The 14,371-nt window shown below is 67.9% G+C and carries 15 protein-coding genes; 5 read left to right on the forward strand and 10 right to left on the reverse strand.

Annotated elements, in window-relative coordinates:
- Nucleotides 1-15 precede the first annotated feature (15 nt).
- The 4 genes from rplW to rpsJ are packed head-to-tail and all read right to left on the reverse strand — an operon-like array spanning nucleotide 16 to nucleotide 1,974.
- Nucleotides 16-321, reverse strand: a complete 306-nt coding sequence (gene rplW, locus ABZV58_RS12190) for a 50S ribosomal protein L23 (protein ID WP_014981657.1) — start codon at nucleotides 319-321, stop codon at nucleotides 16-18.
- Nucleotides 318-992, reverse strand: a complete 675-nt coding sequence (gene rplD, locus ABZV58_RS12195; protein WP_355000184.1) for a 50S ribosomal protein L4 — start codon at nucleotides 990-992, stop codon at nucleotides 318-320. The genes rplW and rplD overlap by 4 nt, the downstream gene beginning before the upstream one ends.
- A complete protein-coding gene (rplC, locus tag ABZV58_RS12200) occupies nucleotides 989-1,654 on the reverse strand; it encodes a 50S ribosomal protein L3 (protein ID WP_355000185.1) in 666 nt (221 codons plus the stop codon). The genes rplD and rplC overlap by 4 nt, the downstream gene beginning before the upstream one ends.
- A 14-nt stretch (nucleotides 1,655-1,668) precedes the next feature.
- On the reverse strand, nucleotides 1,669-1,974 hold the full coding sequence (gene rpsJ, locus ABZV58_RS12205; RefSeq protein ID WP_003938093.1) for a 30S ribosomal protein S10: 306 nt from the start codon (nucleotides 1,972-1,974) through the stop codon (nucleotides 1,669-1,671).
- A 536-nt stretch (nucleotides 1,975-2,510) separates the two neighbouring features.
- Between rpsJ and ABZV58_RS12210 the strand changes: the two genes are divergently transcribed.
- Both ABZV58_RS12210 and ABZV58_RS12215 read left to right on the forward strand, forming a co-directional pair.
- Entirely contained in the window at nucleotides 2,511-2,987 is a 477-nt protein-coding gene (locus ABZV58_RS12210) for a hotdog fold domain-containing protein (protein ID WP_355000186.1), read from the forward strand.
- Between the two features lie 154 nt (nucleotides 2,988-3,141).
- A complete protein-coding gene (locus ABZV58_RS12215; protein WP_355000187.1) occupies nucleotides 3,142-4,338 on the forward strand; it encodes a lycopene cyclase family protein in 1,197 nt (398 codons plus the stop codon).
- Between the two features lies 1 nt (nucleotide 4,339).
- Here ABZV58_RS12215 and ABZV58_RS12220 read toward each other — a convergent pair whose 3' ends face one another.
- The 4 genes from ABZV58_RS12220 to ABZV58_RS12235 form a co-directional block, all read right to left on the reverse strand.
- On the reverse strand, nucleotides 4,340-4,930 hold the full coding sequence (locus ABZV58_RS12220) for a Uma2 family endonuclease (protein ID WP_355000188.1): 591 nt from the start codon (nucleotides 4,928-4,930) through the stop codon (nucleotides 4,340-4,342).
- A gap of 74 nt (nucleotides 4,931-5,004) precedes the next feature.
- The gene (locus tag ABZV58_RS12225) at nucleotides 5,005-5,856 is read right to left on the reverse strand and encodes an ABC transporter permease (RefSeq protein WP_355000189.1); all 852 of its coding nucleotides are present in this window, start codon (nucleotides 5,854-5,856) and stop codon (nucleotides 5,005-5,007) included.
- Nucleotides 5,853-6,614: an ABC transporter permease gene (locus ABZV58_RS12230; protein WP_355000542.1), complete on the reverse strand. Its 762-nt coding sequence runs from the start codon at nucleotides 6,612-6,614 to the stop codon at nucleotides 5,853-5,855. The genes ABZV58_RS12225 and ABZV58_RS12230 overlap by 4 nt, the downstream gene beginning before the upstream one ends.
- Nucleotides 6,615-6,667: 53 nt before the next feature.
- Complete coding sequence (locus ABZV58_RS12235; RefSeq protein WP_355000190.1) at nucleotides 6,668-7,672, reverse strand: ATP-binding cassette domain-containing protein; 1,005 nt, start codon at nucleotides 7,670-7,672, stop codon at nucleotides 6,668-6,670.
- 459 nt (nucleotides 7,673-8,131) lie between these two features.
- On the opposite strand from ABZV58_RS12235, the gene ABZV58_RS12240 reads away from it, so the two are divergent.
- Complete coding sequence (locus ABZV58_RS12240) at nucleotides 8,132-9,598, forward strand: aldehyde dehydrogenase family protein (RefSeq protein WP_355000191.1); 1,467 nt, start codon at nucleotides 8,132-8,134, stop codon at nucleotides 9,596-9,598.
- 111 nt (nucleotides 9,599-9,709) lie between these two features.
- Here the strand turns inward: ABZV58_RS12240 and ABZV58_RS12245 are convergent, their stop codons facing one another.
- Nucleotides 9,710-10,948 (reverse strand): TetR family transcriptional regulator, encoded by a 1,239-nt coding sequence (locus ABZV58_RS12245; protein WP_355000192.1) that lies wholly within the window; start codon nucleotides 10,946-10,948, stop codon nucleotides 9,710-9,712.
- 132 nt (nucleotides 10,949-11,080) lie between these two features.
- On the opposite strand from ABZV58_RS12245, the gene ABZV58_RS12250 reads away from it, so the two are divergent.
- Together ABZV58_RS12250 and ABZV58_RS12255 are read left to right on the forward strand one after the other, a co-directional pair.
- On the forward strand, nucleotides 11,081-11,893 hold the full coding sequence (locus ABZV58_RS12250; RefSeq protein ID WP_355000193.1) for an enoyl-CoA hydratase-related protein: 813 nt from the start codon (nucleotides 11,081-11,083) through the stop codon (nucleotides 11,891-11,893).
- 337 nt (nucleotides 11,894-12,230) lie between these two features.
- Nucleotides 12,231-13,256 (forward strand): SDR family oxidoreductase, encoded by a 1,026-nt coding sequence (locus ABZV58_RS12255; RefSeq protein ID WP_355000194.1) that lies wholly within the window; start codon nucleotides 12,231-12,233, stop codon nucleotides 13,254-13,256.
- A gap of 67 nt (nucleotides 13,257-13,323) precedes the next feature.
- On the opposite strand, the gene ABZV58_RS12260 is transcribed toward ABZV58_RS12255, so the two are convergent.
- Complete coding sequence (locus tag ABZV58_RS12260; protein WP_355000195.1) at nucleotides 13,324-14,346, reverse strand: alpha/beta hydrolase family protein; 1,023 nt, start codon at nucleotides 14,344-14,346, stop codon at nucleotides 13,324-13,326.
- Between the last annotated feature and the right edge of the window lie 25 nt (nucleotides 14,347-14,371).

Below are 14,371 nucleotides of genomic sequence, written 5' to 3' on the forward strand. Positions count from 1 at the left end.
TGGATTCCCGCTCGCTTACGCGACCGGGCCTCCGAAGATCTCGATGGGCTTGCTGTCGGCCGAGATGGTCACGAGCGCACGCTTGGTGTCCTTGCGCTTGCCGTAACCGAAGCGGGTCCGCTTGCGCTTGCCCTGACGGTTGGCGGTGTTGACGCTGGTGACCTTCACACCGAAGACCTTCTCGACGGCGATCTTGATCTGCGTCTTGTTGGAGTCCGGGTGCACCAGGAAGGTGTAGGTGCCTTCCTCGATCAGACCGTAGGACTTCTCCGAGATGACCGGCGCCAGCAGGATGTCGCGGGGGTCGGCGATGGTGGTCACTTGCTCTCCTCCTGTGCCGCCTCGGCGGGACCGTGAACGAAGGCGTTCAGGGCCTCGACGCTGAACACCACGTCGTCGCTGTTGAGGACGTCGTAGGTGTTGAGCTGATCCGGGGCGATCGGCTGCACGTTCTGCAGGTTCGCCACGCTCTTCCACGCGGCGATGTCCTCGCGGCCGACGACGACCAGGAACTTCTTGCGGTCCGACAGCTCGGCCAGGAAGGTCTTGGCGGTCTTGGTCGACGGGGTCTGACCCGCGACCAGTTCGGTGACCACGTGGATGCGCTCGTTACGGGCCCGGTCCGAGAGGGCGCCACGCAGGGCGGCGGCCTTCATCTTCTTCGGGGTGCGCTGGCTGTAGTCGCGCGGCTGCGGGCCGTGCACGGTGCCACCGCCGGCGAACTGCGGCGCGCGGGTCGAACCCTGGCGGGCGCGACCGGTGCCCTTCTGGCGGTACGGCTTCTTGCCACCGCCGGAGACCTCGCCGCGAGTCTTGGTCGCGTGGGTGCCCTGACGGGCCGCGGCCAGCTGCGCGACGACGACCTGGTGCATCAGCGCGATGTTGGCGGTCACGTCGAAGATCTCCGCGGGGAGGTCGACGGTGCGGTTGGTCTTGCCACCGATCTCCTTGACCGGCAGCGTCAGGTTGGCCTTCTTCTCGAGGCTGGTCATGCGTGCGCACCACCCTTCACGGCGCTCTTGACGATCACGACGCCGCCCTTGCGACCCGGGATCGCACCCTTGATCAGGAGCAGGCCGTTCTCGGCGTCCACCTTGTGAACCGACAGGTTCTGAGTGGTGACGCGGTCGTTACCCATCCGACCCGACATGCGCATGCCCTTGAACACGCGGCCGGGGGTGGCGCAGCCACCGATGGAACCCGGGCGACGGTGCACGGCCTGCGCACCGTGCGAGGCGCCCTGACCGGCGAAGCCGTGACGCTTCATGGTGCCGGCGAAGCCCTTGCCCTTGCTGGTGCCGGTGACGTCGACGTAGGCGCCCTCTTCGAACACGTCGGCGCTGATCTCCTGGCCGACCTCGAAGGTGGAAGCGTCCGCGACGCGGATCTCGGCGACGTGGCGGCGCGGGGTGACGCCGGCCTTGGCGAACTGGCCGGAGGTCGGCTTGTTCACCTTGCGCGGGTCGATGGCGCCGAAGGCGACCTGGACGGCGCTGTAGCCGTCGCGCTCCACGGTGCGAATCTGGGTGACCACGTTCGGGCCCGCCTTGACGACGGTGACCGGGACGACGCGGTTCTTCTCGTCGAAGACCTGGGTCATGCCGAGCTTGGTGCCCAGGATGCCGGCCGCGGGCCGGTTCTTGTTGTCAGTCATGTCTCGAGTCCCCGTCACTGAATGTTGACGTCGACGCTGGCCGGCAGGTCGATGCGCATGAGCGCGTCGACCGTCTTCGGCGTCGGGTCGAGGATGTCGATGAGGCGCTTGTGCGTACGCATCTCGAAGTGTTCGCGCGAGTCCTTGTACTTGTGCGGCGAACGGATGACGCAGTACACGTTCTTCTCGGTCGGCAACGGCACCGGCCCGACCACGCGGGCCCCAGTGCGGGTCACCGTCTCCACGATCTTGCGCGCAGACGCATCGATCGCCTCGTGGTCATAGGCCTTGAGCCTGATGCGGATCTTTTGTCCCGCCACGCTAAGTGTCCTTTTCTCCGCTTTCCTTCGTGATCCGGAAGCCGGGCTTCCGCACCACCCTCAATTTGCACAGCCCGAACACACGAAGACGTCTCAGTTGGAGACCACGACCGGGCACGCCCGATCCTCGCCGCTGTTCATCTGTCATGGTTCTCCGGTCCACGCGGTCGGGCGTGTCGCCTTCCCGCTTATTCCTCGGCCCGGATCTAGAACTTCATCTCAGGCTCGGAACAACGTCCCGGACGTACTCACACCGGGAACCGGTGAAGCACTCGATTGGGTACTGCTCGCCTCGCCGGTCACGCCCCGTTTCGTCCGAAACAGGCACGACCCCGTGCAAGGCAACCCGAACAGTATGCCCGAGACCCCCGAGCCACTTCAAATCGCCCCCGCTGTCGTCCGCGTCACCCCGGCGCGGGCCGCGACTTCGCAGGTCGCCCGGACGCCGCGCAGAGGTTACCGGCCCTGCCAGGCGTCCCGAAAACTCTGCGAGAAACCCGAGCAGCACAGAACTTACTTTTGAGTAAGATAGCGGCATGAGCAAAGAGACCGCGACTCTGCGCGGGTGGAAGAAGCTGCCGGACAACCGGCTGGGGCACGCGCTGTTCTCGCTGGGAATGGTGGCAAGGGTGCCGTACTTCGGCACGGTGCTGCCCAACGTCGTGCGGCTGGAGCCGGGACTGTGCGAGGTGACCTCGCCGAAGTGGTTCGGCATCCACAATCACCTGGGCACCTTCCACGCCATCGCGGCGTGCAACCTGGCCGAGGTGGCCATGGGCATGCTGAGCGAGGCCACGGTGCCGACCACGCACCGCTGGATTCCCAAGGCGATGAACGTGCAGTACCTGGCCAAGGCCGAGACGGGTCTGCGCGCGGTGGCGAAGCTGCCGGAGGTTCCGGACTTCACGAAGATCACCGAGGGGCGCGACCTGGTGGTGCCGGTGTCGATCTACGACAAGCAGGGACTCGAGGTCGTGCACGCGGATATCACGACTTGGGTCACGCCCCGTTAGTTGGCGCGCGCGTGTTCGTAAGACTCGCCTCGGGGTGGCTGGGAGCGCGGGGCGGTTCGACCTTCGATGCCCGCAGGGCTAGCACGGTGGAGTTGGACACTGGCGAACCCCTGATTGGTTGCACCGGGGTCAGGGCAGCGGATTGAATGCGGATATGAGTGGCGGTGCGGTCCAGGCGGCCGATCTGTGCGTCGTCGGGCTCGGTCCGACCGGGCGGGCGCTCGCCCACCGGGCGATGCGGGCCGGGCTGCGGGTCATCGCGATCGACCCGCGACCGGAGCGGCTGTGGCCGCCCACCTATTCCTGCTGGATCGATGAACTGCCGAAGTGGTTGCCGCCCAGCGCCATTGGGTCCCGCATCGAAACACCGACGGTGTGGACGAAGACCGAGCACCGCATTCCGCGGCCGTACTGCGTGCTGTCCAAGCAGGGTCTGTACGACGCGCTGCCGCTGGACGACGCCGAGGTGATCGCCGGACGCGCCACCCGCGTCGACGCGCACGAGGTGGAACTGGCCGACGGCACGGTGCTGCGGGCCGACACCGTCTTCGACACCCGCGGCCTGCCCGCGCTCGGACAGCGCAGGGCGGCCAGCGCGCACGGCATCTTCGTCGACGCGGAGACGGCCGCGCCGATGGTCGCCGAGGGCGAAGGGCTGCTGCTGGACTGGCGTCCGGAGAACGGCGCGGGCCAGGACGCGCCACCGTCGTTCCTCTACGCGGTGCCGATCGGCGACGGCACGGTGATCTTCGAGGAGACCAGCCTCGGCCTGCGCGGCGGCATGCCGCAGCACGAGCTGCGCGCACGGACGCTGAACCGGCTCGCCGCGCACGGCATTCGGCTCACCGGCGCGGAACCGACCGAGGCCGCGCACTATCCGCTCGACCAACCGCCGCCGAAGAAGGGCGTCGCGCGGGCGGTTCCGTTCGGAGCGCGCGGCGGCATGATGCACCCCTGCACCGGCTACAGCGTCGCCGATTCGCTCGCCCTGGTCGACACCGCGGTCACGGCGTTGCGAGACGGTCGCGACCCGATCGAGGCGCTGTGGCCGTGGCGGGCCCGGCTGGTCTACTGGATGCGCATGCGCGGGCTGTGGGGCCTTGGCAGGCTGACCACCGAGCAATCGATCGCCATGTTCGAGGCGTTCTTCACCGAATCCGAACGCGGCCAGCGCGCGCTGCTCACCGCGCACGACGACTACGCCGCACTCGGCGCGGTGCTGTTCAACACCGTGGCGCACACCTGGCCGTTCCGCTGGCGCTACGACCTGGTGGGCTGGACGAACCGCGACCGCTGGGTAAGTTACGGATTTGCTGCGACCGCCGATCGCGAGCAACATCGCGCCCATTGATTCATCGCAGGTCGCCGGTCTCGAGCGTGAACGAGAAAGGGCCAGGGAGATCAATCGGCTTTCCGAACGGCACGCGGACGTCCTGCCGGTAGTCGATCAGGTCGGCGGCGCCACCAGGCTCGGCGAAAAGCGTGACGGTTTTCTCTACTCGATCGATCAACAGGTAGAAGGGCACCCCGCCGCGCGCGTAGCAATACCTCTTGGCCTTGCGATCGCGGTCCGGCTTCGAACTGGTGACCTCCACCACCATCACGACCTTGTCCACCGCCATCCACGACGGCTCATCCCAAAACGAGTCCGCATAGGCGACGACGACATCCGGGATCAGACGGTTCTTCGGGCAGAGTCCGCCACGATCCAGCAGTAGCCCCTTGTTACCCGAGAAGTCCAAATCCTCCGCTGATTTTCGGATTATCTGACGAACGATCGCGGAGATATTGCCCTCATGATTCCCCTCGGGCGGCGGTGACACGACGATCTCCCCCTCGATCAGCTCGGCTCGGAATCCTTCAGGAAGCTCCAGCGCTTGGAAGCCCTCGAGCAGCACATCCGCAGGGTCCCTCGGCGGCTCGTGCGCGGCTGCTGCGGTCACTGATGACACCTCCTCTGCTCCTGTCACACAGCATACGGACCAGGGGCGACCGGAATCGCGGATCGAAGCCCGCCTCACGCCCCGGTTTCGGCGGCGCGGCGGTAACCGCGGATCGCCGGGTACGCGAACACTGCGACCATCCCGACGGTCCACGCGATCGTCTTCAGCAGCGGTTCCGCGACCGGCCCGCCGTAGGACAGACCGCGCATGGCATCGATGGCCGTGCTCATCGGCTGATTGCCGACCACGTCCTGCAACCAAGTCGGGTAGGCGAACACCGGAACGAAACCGGTGTTGAAGAACATCAGCAGCGTGTTGACGATCGTGATCAGGCTGACCAGCAGCACGCCCTCGGTGAGCGTCGCGAGCGCCGTGCACAGCACCGCGAAGCCGATGCCGAACAGCACCGGGATGCAGATCAGCGCCACCGCCGCGAGCGGCCCCTGGCCGAACCGGAAGCCGAGCGCCATGCCCACCGCGATGACGAACAGCGTGGTGATCAGCACCCGCACCGCCTCGGCGAGCAGCCGTCCCGTCAGGCTCGCCGCCCGGTTCATCGGCATGGTCCAGAACCGGCTCAGCAGGCCGGTGGCCTTCTCCACCTTGAAACCGAGCGCGCTCACCACCGCGCCGGACATGGCCGCCACCAAGGTGATCAGCGGCACCTGACCGTAGATGGCGTCCATACCGGTGTTCCTGGTGATGGTCCCGCCGAGCACGACGTCGAACATCAGCAGGGTCAGCGCCGGATAGACCAGCGTCTGGATGGTGGTCGCGGGATCGCGCAGCCACCCCATCAGCAGTCGCTTACACTGCAACAGGCTGTGCTGCGCCCAGGTGCCGATCGCCTGCTCCGAGCGCGGCGTCACCGTCGGCAGCGGCGCGAACTCCGTGCCCTTCTCCTCGGACTCCGTCGTCACAGTCATGACCGCCTCACACTCGCCCACACCGCGAACGGCGTGAACACCACCGTCAACCCGATCAGCCACAGCAGCGGCACCCACAGCACGCCCCAGCTCACCCCGTCGCCCGCCATGTCGCGCAGCGCGAAGGAGAACTGCGAGATGGGCTGGTTGCGCACGAACGGCTGGATCCACTCGGGGAAGCTCTTCTCCGGCACGAAGCCGCAGGACAGCATGCCGAAGATCAGCGTCGGCAGGGTCAGCGCCTGACTGAGTTGCTCCGGACTCTTGGTGAGGCTGCCGAGACCGTCCGCGCCGATGGCGAGCACGGTGCCGATGGCCAGGGAGAACGCGCAGAACAGCACGGCTTGGCCGAATCCGGCGCTGAATTCGAAGCCGATCAGGTACCCGAACAGCACGGCGCCGGTCAGCGAGGTCACCGAGCGGACCAGACCCGCGCAGATCCGTGAGGTGAACGGCACGAGCGTGCCGATCGGCATGGTCTGCAGGCGGCTGCTCAGGCCGGTCATCGCCTCGAACGCGGCGAGCTGCGCGTTGGACAGCATGGTGAACGCCATGGTCTGCAGCACGATGATCGGCATGACGAACTGCGCGTAGTCGATGCCCTGAAGCTTCATCACGAAGCGCAGCGGCAGATAGAAGCCGAGGGTGAACACCAGCGGCGTCACGAAGGCGACGATCAGCTCGCCCTTGGTGGCCATGGTCTTCACCACGCGACCGGTCAGCGCCTGCCACTGCGCGAAGGAGGACGGCCGGGCCACGGGTAGCTCGGCGAAGAGTGCGGCCCGGGTGTCCGGTTCGGTGGCGCTCGCGGTCACGAGTGGCCGCCCGAATGGCCGGTGAGGGAGAGGAAGACGTCGTCGAGCGAGGGCCTGCGCAACGCGATGTCGGCCAGCGTGACTCCCGCGCTGTCGAGCCTGCGCAGCGCCTCGGACAGGGTGGTCGCGCCGTGCGGGGCGGGGAACGAGAGCCGGTCGCTGCCGTCGAGTTCGGCCATGACGGCGGCGGGCACCAGGTCGCCGAGCGCGTACCCGGCGGTGAGCACCTGCTTCGGATCGAGCGGGACCACCTCGCAGTAGCTGCCGCCGGTCTTCTCCTTGAGTTCCTCGGCGGTGCCCTCGGCGATCACCGTGCCCTTGTCGATGACGATGATGTTGTCGCTGAGCACGTCGGCTTCCTCGAGGTACTGCGTGGTCAGCAGCACCGTGATGCCCTGCTCCTTGAGCACGTTCACCAGATCCCAGACGCCTTGGCGGCTGCGCGGATCCAGACCGGTGGTCGGCTCGTCGAGGAACACCACCTCGGGACGCACGACGAGGCCGCAGGCGATGTCCACCCTGCGCCGCATGCCGCCGGAGTACTGGCGCACCGCGCGCTTGCCCGCGCTCACCAGGTCGAACTCCTCGAGCAGGGTGTCGGCGCGCTTGCGGGCGGCGGACCTGCCCAGACCCATCAGCCTGCCGAACAGTTCGAGGTTCTCGCGGCCGGAGAGGTTCTCGTCCAGCGCGGCGTACTGCCCGGTCATCATGATCGAGCGCCGCACGCCCGCCGGATCCTCGCGGACATCGTGGCCCGCGACGACGGCGGTGCCCGAGTCGGGGCGCAGCAGCGTGGAAAGGATCTTGACCGTGGTGGTCTTGCCCGCGCCGTTGGGGCCGAGGATGCCGAGCACACTCGCCTTCTCGGCGGTGAAGCTGATCCCTTGCAGTGCGTGCACGTCGCCGAACGACTTGCGGACGTCCTCGACGCGGACGGCAGGCTCGTGCTCCGTCGCTTTCGATTGACGTGCCGGCGATTCTGCTTGGTTCAAGCTCGGCATCAACTCTCCACTATCGGCCGGGGGCGGCGATCCGATCGCCGAACGCACACGAATGCGTCGGGGTGGTGATCCCTGCCGCCTGGCGTGATGTTACCGGCATCGCGCGTCCCGGAACGACGACTGCTCAGACCCACTAGCGAACCCGGATAAGTGTGTGCTTCATCACATTCCGAGCCTCGTGCGCACGCCACGCCCGATCGGCGCTGGTCGAGGCGTGGCAAGGGCAGTGCAAGGGCGGTGACGCAGTCTTGTCGGCCGGGGGCGACCGACCATAGTCTGCTGAACGGGGGCATACACGCACTCACTCGTCTGTGGCGGGACCGCGCTGGGAGCCGGTCCGTCAGGGGTCGGCTCGATTCGGGTGGGAGCAACGCGGGTCGAGACTGCGAAGAGGTGACCATGGCCGAGTCCGCGCAGCCACGTTTGGCAGCGCATCCGGGAGGAACGGGCCGATCGAACGTGCTGATATCCCATGATCCGCGCACCGGGGAGGTAGTCGGGAATTACGCCGTGATGGGCGGCGGCGAGCTCAATCGCACCGTCCGCGCCGCACGCGCCGCCGAAAAATGGTGGGCCGATTTGGGTTTCAGCGGCCGCAAACGCTGGCTGCTGGACTGGAAACGCAGCATCGCAAGGCGGGCAAGCGAATTGGTGGAGCTGGTCTCCGAGGAGACCGGAAAACCCGCGGCGGACGCCGCGATCGAGGTGATGCTCGCGATCGAGAATCTGGATTGGGCCGCGCGCAACGCTTCTCGCGCGCTGCGGCGGCGCAGGATCGGTTCGAGCTGGCTCAGCCGCAATCAACAGGGTTCGGTGGGTTATCTGCCGCTCGGCGTGGTCGGGGTGCTAGGGCCGTGGAACAACCCGGTCTTCACGCCGATGAGCTCGATCGCCTACGCCATGGCGGCGGGCAACGCGGTGGTGTTCAAGCCGCACGAGCTGACCACCGGCGTCGGGGTGTGGCTTGCCGAGAGCTGGGCCGACCTGGCCCCGAACCAACCGGTGCTCCAGGTGGTGACCGGCGACGGCGGCACGCGGACCGCGCTGTGCCGGGCCAAGCTGGACAAGATCGCCTACGCGGGCTCGGAAGCGGGTGCGCGGGAAGTGATCTCGCTGTGCGCGCAGACCATGACGCCGGTCGTCGTCGAGCGCGGCGGCAAGGGCGCGATGGTGGTGCACGTCGACGCCAAGCTCGACGAGGCCGCCGAGGCCGCGGTGTTCGGGGCGATGGCCAACGCGGGTCAGAATCCCTCCGGCTTGCAGCGGGCCTACGTGGCGGATTCGGTGTACGACAACTTCCTCGGGCTGGTCGTCGAGCACGCCGAGCGGCTGCGTCCCGGCGCGGACAAGCGCGCGTCCTACGGTCCGATGATTCTGGAAGCCCAGGTCGACGTGGTGCGCAGACAAGTGCGCGATGCGCTCGCCAGGGGTGGTCGCGCGGTGGTCGGTGGGCTGGAATCGATCCGCGAGCCGTACGTCGAGCCGATCGTGCTCGCCGAGGTGCCGGAGGAGAGCATCGCGGTCACCGGCGAGGCGATCGGACCCGTGCTGATCGTGAACCGGGTGCCGAATATCGAGGAGGCCGCCAAGCGCATCAACGCCACCGGCAACGGTGTGGCGGTCTCGGTGTTCACCAGGGACGTGCACAGCGTGGAGTCCTTCGCGGAGACGCTGCGCGTCGGCGTGGTGACGATCAATTCGACCACCGCTCACCTCGGCATTCCCGCGCTGCCCATCGGCGGCGTCGGCGAATACGGCCAGGGCCACAGCCACGGCGACCACGGGCTGCGCGAGTTCAGCAGAACGCTGGCCGTCGCCCGCAAGCGCTATCGCGCGCCGATGAACCTGGCCACCTTCGACCGGCACCCGCGCCATCTGCGGATGGCCAAGGCGCTGTTCCGACTACGCCACGGACGCCCCGGCTGAGCGAGATTCGCGCCTCGAGTTCGCGCAGACAGGCCACGGACAGGGATGAGGCGGTGTGGAAGAGCCTCGCCCGCCGGTCCATCCGCGGCGTCTGCGCGGACGGCGGCGACCTCAGCCGAGGAGAACCGCGTCCATCAGCGCCGTCACCCTGGCCAGCTGGGCCGGGCGGGCGTCGAAGCGGATGAGCCTGCCGATGTCGATGACCTGGCCGATGGCGGCGTGCACGCGGAAGCGGGCCTCGACCGCGTCGCCGTCGAGCAGGTTGGCCCACTCCAGGACGTTCTGGCGCTGGATGGCGCGCAGCTTGTGTTGCTCGGCCTGCGGCAGGTTGCTGAACTCCGCGTAGTAGACCGGCATGATCTCCGGGGTGGAGAAGGTCAGCTTGGCGTAGCGCGCGGCGATCAGGCGCACGGCTTCGGGCCTGCTGGTCGCCTCGGCCAGCGCTTCGGTCATGGCGACCGAGACACGGTCGCCGGTCCGATGGAACGCGGCGGCGAGCAGATCGGACTTGCTGCTGAAGTACCGGTAGACGCTGGACGCGTTGATACCGACCGCGGCGCCGATCTCCTCGATGCTCGCCTCGTGATAGCCCTGGCGACCGAAGATCCGGATGGCCTCGGCGAGCAGCTGTTCGCGCTTGGAGGTGACCGGCAGGCCGCGCGCGACGGGCCCCTGGTCCGGTTGCGTCGGCGCGGGCGGCAGCTCGGCGCGCAGGACCGACCAGCACATGTCGCGCAACAGCGGAAGCAGCCGCGCACCGGACAGCGCCGAGCGGTGCGCGGAGATGCTGGCCACCACGCTGAGCACCGAGGCGGCGAGCATCCGCAGGTCGGCCTCGGGAGCGTCCGGCCGGAGTTCGGCGATGGGCGCGGCGATGGTGTCGTTCAGATCGTCGTAGATCTTGCGGATCCGGATCCGATCTTCACGCTCCAGGTAGCGGCGCTCCCACCGGTACAGGCCCGCCTCGCGCCGGATGTCGATGGTGTGTTCGGCGATCGCCTTGATCAGTCCGTCGAGCCGCGGTTCCGGGTCCAGCTCGGGATCGTCGGCATTGCGCGCGACGGTGAGCAGGTGTCGTGCGCCCTCCTCGGCGGCGGCGACGAGCAGCGCGTACTTGTTCGCGAAATGCCGGTACAGGGCGGGGCCGGAAATGCCGACGTCGGCGGCGATCTCGTCGACGCCGACCGGGTAGTACCCGCGCTCGCTGAAGGCGCGCGCGGCGGCCCGGATGATCTGCGCCTTGCGGTCCTTGGGGCGGCGGCGAACACCGGCGTTCTCCGCTCCGGCCCTTCCCCCGTTTGGTTCGGGCCGCGCGGGCGCGAGGTCTACCTCGCCGTGTTCCGCGACCATGCACCTCTCCGTTCTGGGACGGCGCCGCCTGGTTGACAGCGCCGGACAAGTCCACATAAGTTAACCACAATTCGCAAAGTTAACCACCATTCACAGCCCGGCGTCCGCCGAATCGCTGACCAGGAGCGAAAAATGAGCATTACCGATTCCGCATCCGCCGCGACGGCTCCCGCCGGTTTCACGGCGGTGCAGGACGGCAAGGTACTGCGTATCACCCTCACCAAGCCCAAGCGCAAGAACGCCATCGATTACGACACGATGGTCGCGCTCGGCGACACCTTCGTGGCCGCGGCCGAGAACCGCTCGGTGCGCGCGATCGTGCTGACCGGCGCGGGCGACGACTTCTGCACCGGCGCGGACTTGGCCGCGGGCCCCGGCGAGGCGCAGCGCGGCATCACCTCCGACATGGTGATGGACGCCGCCAACCGGTTGGTGCGGGCCATCGTGGACGTGCCGGTTCCGGTAGTCGGGCGGATCAAGGGCGCGGCGGCCGGTGTCGGCGTCGGCATCGCGCTGGCCGCCGACCTGGTCTACGCGAGCGAGGACTCCTACCTGCTGCTGGCGTTCATCAACATCGGCCTGATGCCCGATGGCGGCGCGGCCGCGCTGGTGGCGGCGGCCGCGGGACGCCCGCTGGCCGCGGAGATGGCACTGCTCGGCGAGCGCCTGCCCGCGCCCGCCGGGAAGCAAGCCGGACTGTTCACCGCCGTGCTGCCCGACGACGAGCTCGACGCGGCGGTGGAGGCCGCGGTCGCCAAGCTCGCCGCAGGCCCGCGCCGCGCGCTGGAACTCACCAAGAAGGCGCTCAACCAGGCCACACTGACCGCACTGGACGCGGCGCTCGCGGCCGAGAAGACCGGCCAGAGCGAGCTGCTCGCCTCCCCCGACTTCCGCGAGGGGGCCACCGCGATGCTGACCAAGCGCAAGCCGGTCTTCGCCGACTGAAAATGCCTCTCGGCGCCGCGGCGATCCCGCGGCGCCGACGGAAATCCCGGACACAGCTGGGTGCGCGGGAACGGTCGTTCGCGGGTGGCAAACCGGTAGCTCGGGCCCGCGAACACCACCCTCCTCCGGCAGGTCCCCATGTGCGTAGACGGCGCACAAGCAGGCACCGCATTTTCCGTTGGCAGGTGCTCACACGGACAACCCCAGGCACCCGCTCCCAGCAGGTCCCCATATGCGTAGACGGCCCACGAGCAACCCGGTCATATCCGTTGGCAGGTGCTCACACGGAGAACCCCGCCATGAGCAGGCACACCTGCCCCCACTATGTTGATCCGCTATGACTTACCTGGTTACCGGAGCAACTGGGTTCATCGGTCGTTTTCTGATCCCCCAGCTGCTCGAGCGCGATACGGACATCCACGTGCTGGTCCGGCCCGGTCAGCAATCGGCCGACCGGTACGCCTGCTGCGCCAGGGAATGGGACGCGGGCGATCGGGTGCGTCCGGTCCGGGGCGACCTCGGCGCGCCGAGCCTGGGCATCGACAGCAACTGGCTGGCGCAACACCGCGGCGCCATCGACCACGTCTTCCATCTGGCGGCGGGCTACGACCTGACCGAGCGCGGAGCGGGCACTCGCAATGTGGTCGACGCCGCCGAGGAACTGGGAGCCGGTCTGCTGCACCATGTTTCGACCGTCGAGGTGGCGGGCTCGTACGAGGGCCTGTTCACCGAGGAGATGTTCGACAAGGGACAGGCGCTGACAACTCCGTTGCAGCAGGCCAAGTTCGAGGCGGAACGCATCGTGCGGGACTCGAATCTCGCCTGGCGGATCTACCGGCCCTCGATCGTCATCGGCCACTCCAGGACCGGCGAGATCGACCGCATCGACGGTCCCTACTACTTCTTCCGTCTGCTGCGGATGGCGGCGCAGCTGCCGCGCATTCTCCCGGTGCTGGTGCCCAAACTCGGCGAAACCAACATGGTCCCGGTCGATTTCGTGGCGCGGGCCCTCGACCACATCGCGCACCAGCCGGGCCCGGCGTCGAGCACCTACCATCTGGTCGACCCGCGCCGGATGAGCGCGGTCGAGGCGCTGAACCTGTTCGCCGACGAGGCGGGGGCGCCGCATCTGGTCGAGGTGATGCCCAAGCGCGCGATGAACATGCTGCTGCGGGTGCCGGGCGCCAACTGGATGTTGCCGCGCGTCGGCGTCCCGCTCGACGTGCTCGAGCACAGTGAGTTCACCTGCTGGTTCGACGCCAAGCGCGCCACCGACACGCTGGCGGGCACCGACATCAAGGTGCCGCCGCTCGCCGCGTACGCCCCGCTGATCTGGAAGTACTGGATCGAGAACTGGGTGTAGCCGTAAACACGACCGCCCTGGTCACACGAGGGGTGTGACCAGGGCGGTCGATGCGAAGCGGGTGGTCTCAGAGACCGAGGCCCTTGGCCAGCACCGGCCAGGAGCGGGGGAACTCGTCGTTCCAGTAGCCCCACGAGTGGGTGCCGGTCGGACGGAAGTTGAAGGTCGCCGGGATACCCAGCTCGTTCAGCTTGGTCTGCAGGTTGTGCGTGCAGTAGTTGGTGCCCGCCTCGATCACGCCGCCGATCAGGACCTGGTTGGCCAGACCGTAGGCGCCGGGCAGGGCGTACTCACCGTTCAGCACGTCGTGCTCGCCGGGAATACCGGTGCCGGTGGAGATGTAGAGCTCGAGACCGCGCAGGCCCTCGGCGTTCACGTACGGGTCGTTCTTGACCCATCCCTCCGAGCCCTGTGGACCCCACATGTTCTCGGTGTCGCCGCCGCCCCAGGTCTCGACGGTGAGCTTCACGAACTCCGAGCCGACCGGGTCACTGGTCTGGGCGCAACCGCTGTAGGCGGCGGCCGCCTTGTACAGGCCGGGCTTGGCGATCGGCAGCGCCAGCACGGTGGTGCCCGAGGTGGACAGGCCCGCGATGGCGTTCACGCCGTTGGTGCCGAGCGCGCCGTCGACCAGCGGCGGCAGCTCCTCGGTGAAGAAGGTCGTCCACTTGTTGCGGCCCAGCGTCGGGTCGTCCTTGATCCAGTCGGTGTAGTAGCTCCACTTGCCACCGATCGGCTGGATCACATTGACGTTCTTGTCCTTCAAGAAGTCCAGCGCTTCGGAACGGGCCACCCAGGACGCGTCGTCCTCGCCGCCGCCCGCACCGTTGAGCAGGTACAGGGTCGGCCGCGGCTCCGAGGCGTCGGCCGGACGCTGCACGTCGATGATGACGTTCTCGTCCATCGCGGCCGAGTACACGTGCAGCCGGATGTTGCGGGAGTCCTTGATTTCCGCCTTGACGATCTTCGAGCCGTCGGAGGAGACCGGGTTGGCCAGCAGCGCCTTCGACTCGACGATCGGGTCAGCAGTGGCCGAGGATGCGCCGAATCCGGACATGAGTCCCGCGAACACCGCAGTAGTCGCGATCATCGCCGCGGCACGCGTGCCACGGCGC

It is taken from the genome of Nocardia sp. NPDC004654 (assembly GCF_040609595.1).
Lineage (GTDB): Bacteria > Actinomycetota > Actinomycetes > Mycobacteriales > Mycobacteriaceae > Nocardia.

What these genes read in the sequence shown, in the direction of transcription:
- rplD (WP_355000184.1), bottom strand. Translation starts at nt 992, where the DNA reads ATGACCAGCCTCGAGAAGAAGGCCAACCTGACGCTGCCGGTCAAGGAG.
- rplC (WP_355000185.1), bottom strand. Translation starts at nt 1,654, where the DNA reads ATGACTGACAACAAGAACCGGCCCGCGGCCGGCATCCTGGGCACCAAG.
- ABZV58_RS12210 (WP_355000186.1), top strand. Translation starts at nt 2,511, where the DNA reads ATGAGCAAAGAGACCGCGACTCTGCGCGGGTGGAAGAAGCTGCCGGAC.
- ABZV58_RS12215 (WP_355000187.1), top strand. Translation starts at nt 3,142, where the DNA reads ATGAGTGGCGGTGCGGTCCAGGCGGCCGATCTGTGCGTCGTCGGGCTC.
- ABZV58_RS12225 (WP_355000189.1), bottom strand. Translation starts at nt 5,856, where the DNA reads ATGACTGTGACGACGGAGTCCGAGGAGAAGGGCACGGAGTTCGCGCCG.
- ABZV58_RS12235 (WP_355000190.1), bottom strand. Translation starts at nt 7,672, where the DNA reads ATGCCGAGCTTGAACCAAGCAGAATCGCCGGCACGTCAATCGAAAGCG.
- ABZV58_RS12245 (WP_355000192.1), bottom strand. Translation starts at nt 10,948, where the DNA reads ATGGTCGCGGAACACGGCGAGGTAGACCTCGCGCCCGCGCGGCCCGAA.
- ABZV58_RS12250 (WP_355000193.1), top strand. Translation starts at nt 11,081, where the DNA reads ATGAGCATTACCGATTCCGCATCCGCCGCGACGGCTCCCGCCGGTTTC.
- ABZV58_RS12255 (WP_355000194.1), top strand. Translation starts at nt 12,231, where the DNA reads ATGACTTACCTGGTTACCGGAGCAACTGGGTTCATCGGTCGTTTTCTG.
- ABZV58_RS12260 (WP_355000195.1), bottom strand. Translation starts at nt 14,346, where the DNA reads ATGATCGCGACTACTGCGGTGTTCGCGGGACTCATGTCCGGATTCGGC.